Below are 11,027 nucleotides of genomic sequence, written 5' to 3'. Positions count from 1 at the left end.
CGGCTTGCCGGCGACAGGGCCGGTACTGACACCATCAACCCTGGCGGAATACCAAAGCCTTCAACCCCCCCGCCGGATCAGCATCAGGAAACTCCGGCGGGTTCTCCAACCGCTCGACAAAGGCCAGCGAAGGCGCCTGCTCAGCCATCCCCTCGATCAGAAACTCCGGCCCGATCCCCGGGTCGTTCACACACGCCAGCACAGTCCCCCCCGCGCTCAGCAGCTCTGGCAAACGCCGCAGGATCTTCGCGTAGTCCTGGGTCAGCACGAAACTGCCCTTCTGGAACGTCGGCGGATCGATGATGATCAAGTCGTACGGCCCGTACTTGCGCACCTTGCCCCACGACTTGAACAGTTCATGCCCCAGGTACGCCACCCGCGACGCATCGTGGCCATTGAGCCGATGGTTGTCGCGGCCACGCGACAGCGCCGACTTGGCCATGTCCAGGTTGACCACCTGCTCGGCACCGCCGGCAATCGCCGCCACCGAGAAGCCACAGGTGTAGGCGAACAGGTTGAGCACCCGCTTGCCTGCGGCCTGTTCGCGTACCCAGCGGCGGCCATAGCGCATGTCGAGGAACAGGCCATTGTTCTGCCGCACACCGAGGTCGAGCAGGTAGCTCAGGCCGTCCTCGACCACTTCCCGTTGCTGGCACGGCTCGCCCCACACCCATTGGCCAGGGCTGTCGGGCAAGTAACGGTGCTGGATCAGCATGGCCTGGCCGGCCCATTGCGGGTGCGCTGCAAGGCGGCCGAGCAGGGCTTCGAGCTCCGCCAGCTGGCCTGGCGGCGGTTCGCGAAACAGCGCCACCGACAGCACGCCCTGCAGCCAGTCGACCGTCACCTGCTCCAACCCCGGCCAGCAACGGCCGCGGCCATGGAACAGGCGGCGGGTTTCCTGCGGGGCGGGGTCGAGGGCAGTGAGCAGGAGCTGTTCGAGGGTCTGGATCGGCGAAGTCATGGCGGGTCGCAAGCAAGTAAAAAAGGGCATTCTACCCTTTGGCTACCACCTGCGCCGAACGGAACCACCAACCCTGCTGCATGCCCGCCGCCGCCAGCAGGATCAACGCAACGCCCAGCCACTGCAACGGCGCCAGGCGGTGCCCGAACGCCACCCAGTCGACCAGGATCGCCGCGATCGGGTAGACGAACGACAAGGCCCCGGTCAGCGCCGTGGGCAAGCGCTGGATGGCGCTGTACAACAGCACGTACATCAACCCCGTGTGCACCATGCCCAGGGTCACCAGGCTGGCCAGAGCCGAGGGCTCGCCAGGCAGCCCGCTCAGCTTGACCCAAGGCGCCAGCAGCAGCACGCCGGTGACCACCTGGATCAAGGCGATCAGGTGCGGTGGCGTGCCTTTCAGGCGCTTGATGATCAACGCGGCGATGGCATACAGAAACGCCGCCCCCAGGGCCAGGGCAATGCCCAGCAGGTACTCGTCACCACTGGCCTGCCCGGCACCATGGGCGCTGACGATGGCCAACATGCCGAGGAAAGCCACGCTCAACCAGGTGACCTTGGGCAGGGTGATCTTCTCGCCGAGGAACAGCGCCGCCAGCCCCACCAGCATGAACGGCTGCACGTTGTACACCGCCGTGCCAATGGCGATGGACGCCCGCGAATAGGAAGCGAACAGCAATACCCAATTGCCGACGATGGCCACGCCGCTGAGAATCGCCAGCAGCAAGGCGCTGCGACTGATGACGCCAGGCCTGAGGAAGCCGAGCGTTGCGCAGATCGCCAGCAAGGTGCCGGCGCCGAACACGCAGCGCCAGAACACCACCTCCAGCACCGGTTGGCCCGAGACCAGCACGAACCAGCCGATGGTCCCGGAAATCAGCATGGCGGCGACCATTTCCAGCGAGCCACGGCGCATTGAACTGTCCATCTCACACCTCCCGTTGACGATGGGCCTAGTATGCGGAGGGTAGCGGCTTGCCTTCCAGCGGATAACCAAGGCCATGTGACCCGTTCGCCTTTACTATCAAGGCAAATCCGCAAACACGCCTAACGAGGTGCCCATGACCGATGCCATTGACCAACTGCTGATCAATGCCCTGATGGAAGACTCACGCCGTTCGCTCAAGGCACTGGCGCAAATCAGCGGCCTGTCGGCCCCCAGCGTGAGCGAACGGCTGCGGCGCCTGGAAGAGCGAGGCGTGCTGCGGGGCTACACGGTCGATGTCGACCCGCGCAGTTTCGGTTACCAGTTGCAGGCCATCGTGCGTGTCCGCCCGCTGCCAGGGCAGCTGCAGGAGGTGGAGCGACAGATCATCGCCATCCCGGAGTTCACCGAGTGCGACAAGGTGACGGGTGAGGATTGCTTCATTGCCCGACTGCATGTGCGGTCGATGGAACAGCTCGACACCTTGCTGGACCGGATCAATGTGCTGGCCGAGACCAACACGGCGATCATCAAGAAGTCGCCGGTGAAACGGCGGTTGCCGCCGATGGATTGATGTTTTCTGTACTGGCTTGCCAGCGATAGGGCCAGCGCAGAAAAAAGCTGACTAATTTTTGTACACAGGAATGTCACCATAGGTGCCATTTTTGTGTGCACTTTCCCAAGTAACGCCCCAATCCGTTACACATTTCGTTTAACTAATTCTGACCAATCGATCAACTAAATCATCAACTAAAAATTTAAACCTGTTCATTTGGTCAGCTTATATTTTCGCTATTTCATTCACTTATCTTTCAACTCGATAGATTCAGAATAATGGCAACCCGCAGGCCACTTTCCGCCTGGCACGGAACTCGCTTTTGTGTGTTCGTGTTTTGTATACAAGTTCTGCAAAACATAAATACACAATAACTCGCGACGTTGACCCAAAAGTCAGCCGCCGCGCCCAGAACCCAGTGATGCCAACGCTGCACCGACGAGATGGCGAGCCCGTGCGCATGCCCGCTCATCGCAGTCCACGTGCATCAGGAGCCTGCCGGAATGAGTACCAGCCTCGACCTTGCCCCTGAACTATCCGTCGCCAGCACCACCCCCTCTTCCACCCTCGTCGGTGAACTTCCGTTACTTGAACTGAGCCCACGCCTGCACAACCGCGACCTCGCGCCAACCCGTATCGAAGGCCGCCGCTGGGGGCGCTACAGCATCTTCGCGCTATGGACCAACGATGTGCACAACATCGCCAACTACTCCTTCGCCATGGGACTGTTCGCCCTCGGCCTGGGTGGCTGGCAGATCCTCCTGTCGCTGGCGATCGGTGCAGCGCTGGTGTACTTCTTCATGAACCTGTCCGGCTACATGGGCCAGAAGACCGGCGTGCCGTTTCCGGTGATCAGCCGCATCGCCTTCGGCATCCACGGCGCGCAAATCCCGGCGCTGATCCGCGCCGTCATCGCCATCGCCTGGTTCGGTATCCAGACCTACCTGGCCTCGGTGGTGCTGCGCGTGCTGCTCACGGCCGTGTGGCCGCAACTGGCAAGCTTCGACCACGACAGCCTGCTGGGCCTTTCGAGCCTGGGCTGGGTGTGCTTCGTGGCGATCTGGCTGGTGCAGCTGGTGATCCTTGCCTACGGCATGGAGATGGTGCGCCGCTATGAGGCCTTCGCCGGCCCTGTGATCCTGCTGACCGTGGCCAGCCTGGCGCTGTTCATGTACTTCAAGGCCGATGCGCGCATTGCCTGGTCGGTGACCGAGCCGCTGACCGGTGCCGAGATGTGGCGCAACATCTTTGCCGGCGGCGCCCTGTGGCTGGCGATCTACGGCACCTTGGTGCTGAACTTCTGCGACTTCGCCCGCTCTTCGCCGTGCCGCAAGACCATCCGCGTCGGCAACTTCTGGGGCCTGCCGGTGAACATCCTGGTGTTCGCCATGATCACCGTGGTGCTGTGCGGTGCGCAGTTCCAGATCAACGGCCAGATCATCGACAGCCCGACCCAGATCGTCGCCAGTATCCCCAGCACACCGTTCCTGGTGCTCGGTTGCCTGGCCTTCCTGATCGTCACCGTGGCGGTGAACATCATGGCCAACTTCGTCGCCCCGGCGTTCGTGCTCAGCAACCTGGCGCCGCGCCACCTGAACTTCCGCCGCGCAGGGTTGATCAGCGCCACCCTGGCCGTGCTCATCCTGCCGTGGAACCTCTACAACAGCCCGCTGGTGATCGTCTACTTCCTGTCCGGCCTGGGCGCCCTGCTTGGCCCGCTGTACGGGGTGATCATGGCCGACTACTGGCTGCTGCGAAAAGGCTGCATCAACGTGCCGGAGCTGTACAGCGAGCACCCGGCCGGCGCCTACCACTACAGCAAAGGCATCAACCTGCGCGCCGTGTCCGCCTTCGTGCCGGCCGCCCTGCTGGCCATCGTCCTGGCCCTGGTGCCCAACTTCCATGCCATTGCGCCGTTTTCCTGGCTGATCGGTGCCGGCATCGCCGCCGCGCTGTACCTGCTGATCGCCCCGCGCAACCGCCAATACCTCGATGTCAGCGGCGAATGCATCGCCGTCGACCACAGCAGCCACTGAACCAGGGAGGAATGTCCATGCGAATTCTGATCGCCAACGTCAACACCACCGCCGCCATCACCGAGGCCATCGCCGAACAGGCGCGCAGCGTGGCATCGCCCGGTACTGAAATCATCGGCCTGACCCCGTGGTTCGGGGCCGAGTCGGTGGAGGGCAACTTCGAGAGCTACCTGGCCGCGATTGCCGTGATGGACCGCGTGCTGGCCTATGACGGCCCCTACGATGCGGTGATCCAGGCCGGCTATGGCGAGCATGGCCGCGAAGGCCTGCAGGAGCTGCTCGACGTGCCGGTCGTGGACATCACCGATGCCGCCGCCAGCACCGCGATGTACCTGGGCCACGCTTATTCGGTGGTGACTACCCTGGACCGCACCGTGCCATTGATCGAGGACCGACTGAAACTGTCCGGCCTGTATGACCGCTGCGCCTCGGTACGCGCCAGTGGCCTGGCCGTGCTGGAACTGGAGGCCGACCCGCAACGCGCGGTTGAGGCGATCGTCGAGCAGGCCGAACGGGCCGTGCGTGATGACAAGGCCGAAGTGATCTGCCTGGGTTGCGGCGGCATGGCCGGGCTGGATGAGCAGATTCGTCAGCGCACCGGGGTGCCGGTGGTGGATGGCGTGAGTGCGGCGGTGACCATTGCCGAATCGCTGGTGCGCATGGGGTTGAGCACGTCCAAGGTGCGCACTTATGCCACGCCGCGGGCGAAGAAGGTGGTGGGCTGGCCGATGCGCTTCGGGCGCTGAAGGTCGTCTGTCCGTACTGGCCTCTTCGCGGGACAAGCCCGCTCCCACAAGTTCACCACTGAACTCAAGGATGGTGGTGATCCTGTGGGAGCGGGCTTGTCCCGCGAAGAGGCCAGTACTGTCAGCACAACATCCTGGCCAACCGCTCCGCACTGCCACAAGCCAGGGTAAACCCTAAGGCCCCATGCCCCAGATTCACCCAAAGATTCCGATAAGCCGTAGCCCCAATGATCGGCACGCCCGTCGGCGTCGCTGGCCGCATCCCCGCCCACTCCACCGCCTGCCCGTATTCCGCCGCATTGGGCAGTGTCTCCAGCGCCAGCCGGCGCATGCTTTCCAGCCGGCGCGCATCCACCGATTCATCGAAGCCAACGATATCCACCATCGCCGCGACCCGTAGCTGCTGATCGAGCCGTGCATAGACGATCTTGCGTTCATAGTCGGTAATGCTGACTTCCGGCGCCCGCTGCGCCGTGCCGATCGGCGCGGTCAGGCTGTAGCCCTTGAGCGGATAGACCGGCAGTTTCAACCCCGGCAACGCCATCCCGGCGCTGCGGTGCCCGGCGCACAGCACAAGTCGCTGCACCTCGAGCTGCTCTTGCCCCACCTGCAGCGCAACCACCTGGTCATTGCGGCTGAGCAGGCGCGTGACCGATTTGCCGAGCAACCATCGGCATTGCCCGGATGCGCGCAAACGCTCAGCCAGGCGCTCGCAGAAGCGGTAACAGTCGGCCACCTCTTCAGCCGCCGTGAACACCCCGCCAATGAAAGGCGCCTCGGCCAGCGCGGGCTCCAGCGCTTTCAGTTCGAAAGCGCCGAGCACTTGCTGATGGGCAGGGTCGAGCAGCTGTTCACGGCAATGGGCAAAGGCGCGCTCACTGCGAAACGCGACCAGTTTGCCATTGCGCCGCCAGGCGAAGTCCGACAGGCCGTCCTCCTCGCGCCAGCGCGCCAAAGTAGCCTGGCTGTGCAGCGCCAACTCCAGCAACTGGGCACCATTGCGGCGATTGACACTTTTCCGGCAGGCCAGCACGAAGCCCAGCAACCAACGCCACTGCGCCGGGTCCAGGCGCAAGCGCAGCCGCAGCGGCGAATCCCCCTGCAGCAGCCAGCCAAGCGCCTGCCAAGGCACGCCCGCGTCCGCCAACGGCGCCACATAGCGGTATGACAGCTGTCCGCCATTGGCGAAGCTGGTGGCTGACGCCACGCTGTCGCGGGCGTCGATCAGGTCCACCGAAAGCCCCTCGCGCACCAGCGCATAGGCCGTGGTCAGGCCGATCACTCCAGCGCCGATTACCGTTACCCGTTGTTTCATGCTGCTTCCCTGTCACGGCTTCCTGGCCATGACAGTAGCAGCGGATCAGGTCGGGCAGCTATGGGCTCCACCGTTCAAGCCCTGTCGCACGCTGCGGCTGAGCAGGCTGGCCTTGCCGTCATGCCAGGTCAGGGTCAGGACGTAGAGGCTATCGAAATCATCACCGCTCCAGTCCTCGGTGATCACGTGCTCCTCACCCAGGGCCTTGCCGGCCACCGCGTTGATCAGCTCGGGCAGGTAACCGTGGGACCAGGCCGTATAGACCGTGGCGTTGCGGTACTTGTCGCTGAGCAGTTCTTCGGCGAGTTCGTCGGTGTCATTGGCAGCGAAATCGATGTTCACCGGCAATCCCAGGCGAATGGCGCTGGGAGTGATGGTCATCAACGGGCGGATGTAGCTGTAGCTCTGGTCCTGGCTACCTTCCTCGACTTCCCGCGTGGGATTGGCCGCGAACACGTAGTCCGCATTGCCGAAGCGTTCTGGCAGCAGCGTGGCCAGGTCGAGTGCGCGATTGAGGCCTTGGCAGTTCAACTGCCCCAGCCCCTCGCCCGGTTTTTCGGCATGGCGCAGGAAGACCAGGGTCTGGGTACCGTTGACCGGCTGCGCCCGGCTTTCGACCACATCCAGCGCCAGGGGCACCGCGGCGGCGACCAAGGCCAGGCACGTCAGCAGGAGGCGACGACGCCGAAGGAAAGATGGCAACTTCATGAAAAGGCGGGCTCTTGTGGCAAAAAGTATCGGATTGACTCGCCACATTGCCCAACGGCACAAGGCCAAGGCGTCCCTGTAGTGGATGCCGTCCCTGGCAACGAGTAGGGCTCAGAGTGCCATCGCCCCGTTTGGTTCCTTCCTGAGTGTGATGCCGTTCCCTAGGCAATGATCATCATAAGGGGGTTTTGTTGCTGGATTATTTCCTGTGCCGCCAGGACTCATGGCGATGAGGGCCGTTCCTCTGCCCCACCTGCAGCAATCGAGTCGATTATGCGTATATCGAAAACCTGTTCGATCACCTGTTTCGGACCTTGATTCAGGCTCCATGTGAAGAACACAAGAAATCCAAGCAAAAAGACGAAAAGGACTGACCCGACCAGGCTCTGTGCCACACCTAGCCAGAATCCCGGCTTTGCATTTCTGATCTCACTACTGGCCTTGTCTGAGTAATATTGCTCAAGCTCTATCGCCTGTGCAGAGATCGAGGCATCGAGAAAACCTTGAACCAATTGGCTCGCTTGGTTTCGATAGCTTTCGAGCTGTGAGGGGCTGTTGCTCACATCGTGGAAAGGAGCCAGGTCTTCATCCTTGGGCTCCCTCTCATACTTGGCCTTGAACGCCTTGATGAATTCGATTTTTTGCCTTTTGTATAACGAATAGGCAATGATTCCGAGGGTATCCTGCTCATTTTCCACAAGTATCGAGTAAATGTGGTTGTAGCAGCCATCGGCCATCAGACGGTTATTCCTTGCGTAACTGGCAATAGGCCGATTCGAATGCTGCTTTCAACTCCGAACGCGTTTTTCTGGTACTTGAGACCACACCCGCCAGCTCCCGCGGCAACGGTATTTCCATTCGAGCACCTGACGCAACCAGCAAAGCGTTTGCCTCACGAACCACGCGAGAGGAAAAATAGGATTTCGGGGACATATGACCTTCCTCTTTCAAAACAGCTGGAAGGTTAACCGCTCGGATTATCGGTCTCAATCAGACGGTAACCGATACGATGCGTAGTCCAATTCCAACCAGCTGTAGGACTCGGACTACTCAATCATCCCGCGTCAGCACTTCCAGCACCTCGATTTCGAACGTCAGGTCCGAATTCGGCGGAATCGCGCCCACGCTGCGTTCGCCATACCCCAGGTGCGCCGGGACCTGCAGCTTGCGCTTGCCGCCGACGCGCATGCCCATCAGGCCCTGATCCCAGCCTTTGATCACGCGACCCGTGCCAATCACGCACTGGAAGGGTTTGCCCCGCGACCAGGATGAATCGAACTCGCTGCCGTCGGCCAGCCAGCCAGTGTATTGGGTGGTGATCAAAGCGCCCTTGACGACGGCTTTGCCGTCGCCTTCGACGAGGTCGGTGATTTGCAGTTCGCTGCTCATGGGCATGCTCCAACGCTGAATTTCAAGGCCGCCCTTTTCGCAGGAATGCATGGGTTTGGCAAGCCGGTTGGTTCAACCCAGTTGCTCGAAGGCCTGCTGGCCGGTCAGTTCCTTGGTCTGGTTGGCGAAGCAGTACCAGGCAGGTTTCTGCTCGACGAAAATCTGCAGGTCGAAGGCCCAGGCTTCGTCGCCATCGAGCAGGCCCACCGGCACCGCGTAGAAGTCTTTGGCCTTGAGCCGATAGTAGAGGTGCGTGCCGCACTTGCCGCAAAAGCCGCGCTGGGCCCAATCGGACGAGTCGTAGACGCTGGGCTCACGCCCCTCGAAGACGGGAGGCTGGCTGCAATCCACCACCAGCAGCGGACCGCCGGTCCATTTGCGGCACATGCTGCAATGGCAGGCGCTGATATGGGTATTGTCGACAGTGACGCGCAGTCGGGTTTCGCCACAGAGGCAGCTGCCGCGTTTTTCAAGGGTCATGGTGGGGCTCCTTGCAAGGGGTGGGTGCTCAAGTATAGAACGGGCCCCAGCAAGGGCCCGCCGACCCACCCGCAGGCTCAGATGAATACGCTACCGCGCAGGTACAACGCCGCTCGTCCGCTGATGATGACCCGGCCATTGTCCGGCACCTGGCAGTGCAGCTGGCCCTTTCGTGCACCGCCCTGCTCGCAACTCAGCGCGTGCTTGCCCAGCCGCTGCGCCCACAAAGGCGCCAGGGAGGTATGCGCAGAACCTGTGACCGGATCTTCGTTGACGCCTACCCGAGGGCCGAACCAGCGGGTAACGAAATCGTGACCGCGGCCCGGCGCCGTCACCGCGATGCCGCGTACATCGAAAGCGGACAAGGCAACGAAGTCGGGCTTGAGCGGGTCGAGCAAGGCGGCATCGTCGATCATCACCACATAGTCGTCCGAGCGGTAGACCGCGCGGGCAGCACTCAAGCCCAGGGCCTCCAGCAAGCCTGCCGGTGTCTCCACGGCAACCGGCTGCTTGGCCGGGAAGTCCATGGCCAGCAGCCCGTGTGCGTCTCGGCTGACCCGCAGTTCGCCGCTGCGGGTGTTGAAACGCAGCACCGCAGCCTGTTCACCCAACTGCTCGAACAGCACATAGGCCGACGCCAGGGTGGCATGGCCGCACAGGTCGACCTCGACCGTCGGGGTGAACCAGCGCAGGTCGAAGGTTTCGCCGTTGCGCACGAAATAGGCGGTTTCGGAGAGGTTGTTCTCTTCGGCAATGCGCTGCAGCACGGCATCCGGCAGCCAGTTTTCAAGGGGGATCACCGCCGCGGGATTGCCACCGAACGGCTCGGCGGAAAAGGCATCGACCTGGAAGATCTCGAGTTGCATGCACACACTCCTTGAAGCCCGGACAGCGCCGGGCAGTATCGAAAGCGAAGGTTACCCGCGAACCGGGGTCAGCACCGGTTCGCCGGCAAAGAAAGCCTGCAGGTTGCGCAGTACCAGGGTCACCGTGTCACGCGCAGCCTCAGGCGACTGGCCGGCCACATGGGGCGTGAGCACGGTGTTGCCAAGGGCCTTGAGGGCTTCTGGCACGGCGGGTTCATCGTCGAACACGTCAAGCGCCGCGCCAGCGATCCGACCCTGCTGCAACGCTGCGACCAGCGCCTGGGTATCCACCACGCTGGCGCGGGCGATATTCACCAGGTAACCCTCGGCGCCCAGCGCTTCGAGCACCTGGGCGTCGACCAGGTGACGGGTGTGGGCACCGCCGGGGGTGGCCACCACCAGGATGTCGACCGCATCGGCCAGGTGCTGCGGGCTGTCGTACCAGGTGTAAGGCACGTCCTGGCGCGGGGTGCGGCTGTGGTAGCTGACGCTCATGTCGAAGCCCAGGTTGGCACGTTTGGCGATTGCCTGGCCGACTGCACCCAGGCCGAGGAGGCCCAGGCGTTTGCCGCTGACCGAAGGGCTGATGACCCGGTTCCACTCGCCACGGCGGGTGCTGGCATCGGCGTGGGGGATATCGCGCAGCAGCGCCAGCAGCATGGCCAGGGTGTGGTCGGCAACGGCGGCGGCGTTGGCGCCAGCGCCGTTGGTGACGGTGATACCGCGGGCAGCGGCGGCGGGCAGGTCGACCTGCTCGTAACCGGCGCCGATCACGCAGATGATCTGCAGCGCCGGCAGTGCATGGATTTCGGCAGCGGTCAGGCCCAGTGGGCCGCGGGTCAGCACCGCGTCGATCTCGGCGGCATGGCGCTGGATCGCGTCGGCGCGCAGCTGTGGGGACGGCGCGCGAATCAGGCGATAACCGGCCTGTTCGAGCAGTGGCAGGTAATCGTCGACGGTTTCCACCAGCACCAGGACTGTCTTGCGCATGCCACCTCCTTGAATATCAGGGGGGCATTATGCGGAGTCAGTGGGCGGCACAGTC

The 11,027-nt window shown here is 62.9% G+C and carries 12 protein-coding genes; 3 read left to right on the top strand and 9 right to left on the bottom strand.

Translation table 11 applies throughout. The annotated features are described in order from the left end of the window. Positions 1-34: 34 nt before the first annotated feature. Together PMI38_RS16940 and PMI38_RS16935 are read right to left on the bottom strand one after the other, a co-directional pair. Positions 35-991: a class I SAM-dependent methyltransferase gene (locus PMI38_RS16940; protein ID WP_043273823.1), complete on the bottom strand. Its 957-nt coding sequence runs from the start codon at positions 989-991 to the stop codon at positions 35-37. A gap of 1 nt (position 992) precedes the next feature. After that, positions 993-1,889, bottom strand: a complete 897-nt coding sequence (locus PMI38_RS16935; protein ID WP_008096308.1) for a DMT family transporter — start codon at positions 1,887-1,889, stop codon at positions 993-995. 133 nt (positions 1,890-2,022) lie between these two features. On the opposite strand from PMI38_RS16935, the gene PMI38_RS16930 reads away from it, so the two are divergent. The 3 genes from PMI38_RS16930 to PMI38_RS16920 all read left to right on the top strand — a co-directional run bounded on the left by PMI38_RS16930 (position 2,023) and on the right by PMI38_RS16920 (position 5,224). Continuing rightward, a complete protein-coding gene (locus PMI38_RS16930; RefSeq protein WP_008096305.1) occupies positions 2,023-2,460 on the top strand; it encodes an Lrp/AsnC family transcriptional regulator in 438 nt (145 codons plus the stop codon). A gap of 485 nt (positions 2,461-2,945) precedes the next feature. Beyond that, on the top strand, positions 2,946-4,478 hold the full coding sequence (locus PMI38_RS16925; RefSeq protein ID WP_008096303.1) for an NCS1 family nucleobase:cation symporter-1: 1,533 nt from the start codon (positions 2,946-2,948) through the stop codon (positions 4,476-4,478). Positions 4,479-4,495: 17 nt separating this feature from the next. Then, complete coding sequence (locus PMI38_RS16920; protein WP_008096301.1) at positions 4,496-5,224, top strand: aspartate/glutamate racemase family protein; 729 nt, start codon at positions 4,496-4,498, stop codon at positions 5,222-5,224. 121 nt (positions 5,225-5,345) lie between these two features. On the opposite strand, the gene PMI38_RS16915 is transcribed toward PMI38_RS16920, so the two are convergent. The 7 genes from PMI38_RS16915 to PMI38_RS16885 all read right to left on the bottom strand — a co-directional run bounded on the left by PMI38_RS16915 (position 5,346) and on the right by PMI38_RS16885 (position 10,972). Beyond that, positions 5,346-6,539: a D-amino acid dehydrogenase gene (locus tag PMI38_RS16915; RefSeq protein WP_008096300.1), complete on the bottom strand. Its 1,194-nt coding sequence runs from the start codon at positions 6,537-6,539 to the stop codon at positions 5,346-5,348. A gap of 45 nt (positions 6,540-6,584) precedes the next feature. Continuing rightward, complete coding sequence (locus PMI38_RS16910) at positions 6,585-7,247, bottom strand: hypothetical protein (protein WP_008096298.1); 663 nt, start codon at positions 7,245-7,247, stop codon at positions 6,585-6,587. 221 nt (positions 7,248-7,468) lie between these two features. Next, on the bottom strand, positions 7,469-7,984 hold the full coding sequence (locus PMI38_RS16905) for a hypothetical protein (protein ID WP_008096296.1): 516 nt from the start codon (positions 7,982-7,984) through the stop codon (positions 7,469-7,471). A 313-nt stretch (positions 7,985-8,297) separates the two neighbouring features. Continuing rightward, positions 8,298-8,636 (bottom strand): FKBP-type peptidyl-prolyl cis-trans isomerase, encoded by a 339-nt coding sequence (locus PMI38_RS16900; RefSeq protein WP_008096294.1) that lies wholly within the window; start codon positions 8,634-8,636, stop codon positions 8,298-8,300. Positions 8,637-8,708: 72 nt separating this feature from the next. Continuing rightward, on the bottom strand, positions 8,709-9,116 hold the full coding sequence (locus tag PMI38_RS16895; RefSeq protein ID WP_008096292.1) for a GFA family protein: 408 nt from the start codon (positions 9,114-9,116) through the stop codon (positions 8,709-8,711). Positions 9,117-9,193: 77 nt separating this feature from the next. Beyond that, entirely contained in the window at positions 9,194-9,982 is a 789-nt protein-coding gene (locus PMI38_RS16890) for a PhzF family phenazine biosynthesis protein (RefSeq protein WP_008096290.1), read from the bottom strand. Between the two features lie 51 nt (positions 9,983-10,033). Then, positions 10,034-10,972: a 2-hydroxyacid dehydrogenase gene (locus PMI38_RS16885; RefSeq protein ID WP_008096288.1), complete on the bottom strand. Its 939-nt coding sequence runs from the start codon at positions 10,970-10,972 to the stop codon at positions 10,034-10,036. Positions 10,973-11,027 lie beyond the last annotated feature (55 nt).

This window comes from Pseudomonas sp. GM84 (assembly GCF_000282535.1).
GTDB lineage: Bacteria > Pseudomonadota > Gammaproteobacteria > Pseudomonadales > Pseudomonadaceae > Aquipseudomonas.
The sequence above is the reverse complement of the archived record's forward strand: the minus strand, read 5'-3'. Positions and strand labels throughout refer to the sequence as shown.

What these genes read in the sequence shown, in the direction of transcription:
- PMI38_RS16905 (WP_008096296.1), bottom strand. Translation starts at nt 7,984, where the DNA reads ATGGCCGATGGCTGCTACAACCACATTTACTCGATACTTGTGGAAAAT.
- PMI38_RS16895 (WP_008096292.1), bottom strand. Translation starts at nt 9,116, where the DNA reads ATGACCCTTGAAAAACGCGGCAGCTGCCTCTGTGGCGAAACCCGACTG.
- PMI38_RS16915 (WP_008096300.1), bottom strand. Translation starts at nt 6,539, where the DNA reads ATGAAACAACGGGTAACGGTAATCGGCGCTGGAGTGATCGGCCTGACC.
- PMI38_RS16935 (WP_008096308.1), bottom strand. Translation starts at nt 1,889, where the DNA reads ATGGACAGTTCAATGCGCCGTGGCTCGCTGGAAATGGTCGCCGCCATG.
- PMI38_RS16940 (WP_043273823.1), bottom strand. Translation starts at nt 991, where the DNA reads ATGCCCTTTTTTACTTGCTTGCGACCCGCCATGACTTCGCCGATCCAG.
- PMI38_RS16910 (WP_008096298.1), bottom strand. Translation starts at nt 7,247, where the DNA reads ATGAAGTTGCCATCTTTCCTTCGGCGTCGTCGCCTCCTGCTGACGTGC.
- PMI38_RS16890 (WP_008096290.1), bottom strand. Translation starts at nt 9,982, where the DNA reads ATGCAACTCGAGATCTTCCAGGTCGATGCCTTTTCCGCCGAGCCGTTC.
- PMI38_RS16920 (WP_008096301.1), top strand. Translation starts at nt 4,496, where the DNA reads ATGCGAATTCTGATCGCCAACGTCAACACCACCGCCGCCATCACCGAG.
- PMI38_RS16900 (WP_008096294.1), bottom strand. Translation starts at nt 8,636, where the DNA reads ATGAGCAGCGAACTGCAAATCACCGACCTCGTCGAAGGCGACGGCAAA.
- PMI38_RS16925 (WP_008096303.1), top strand. Translation starts at nt 2,946, where the DNA reads ATGAGTACCAGCCTCGACCTTGCCCCTGAACTATCCGTCGCCAGCACC.
- PMI38_RS16930 (WP_008096305.1), top strand. Translation starts at nt 2,023, where the DNA reads ATGACCGATGCCATTGACCAACTGCTGATCAATGCCCTGATGGAAGAC.
- PMI38_RS16885 (WP_008096288.1), bottom strand. Translation starts at nt 10,972, where the DNA reads ATGCGCAAGACAGTCCTGGTGCTGGTGGAAACCGTCGACGATTACCTG.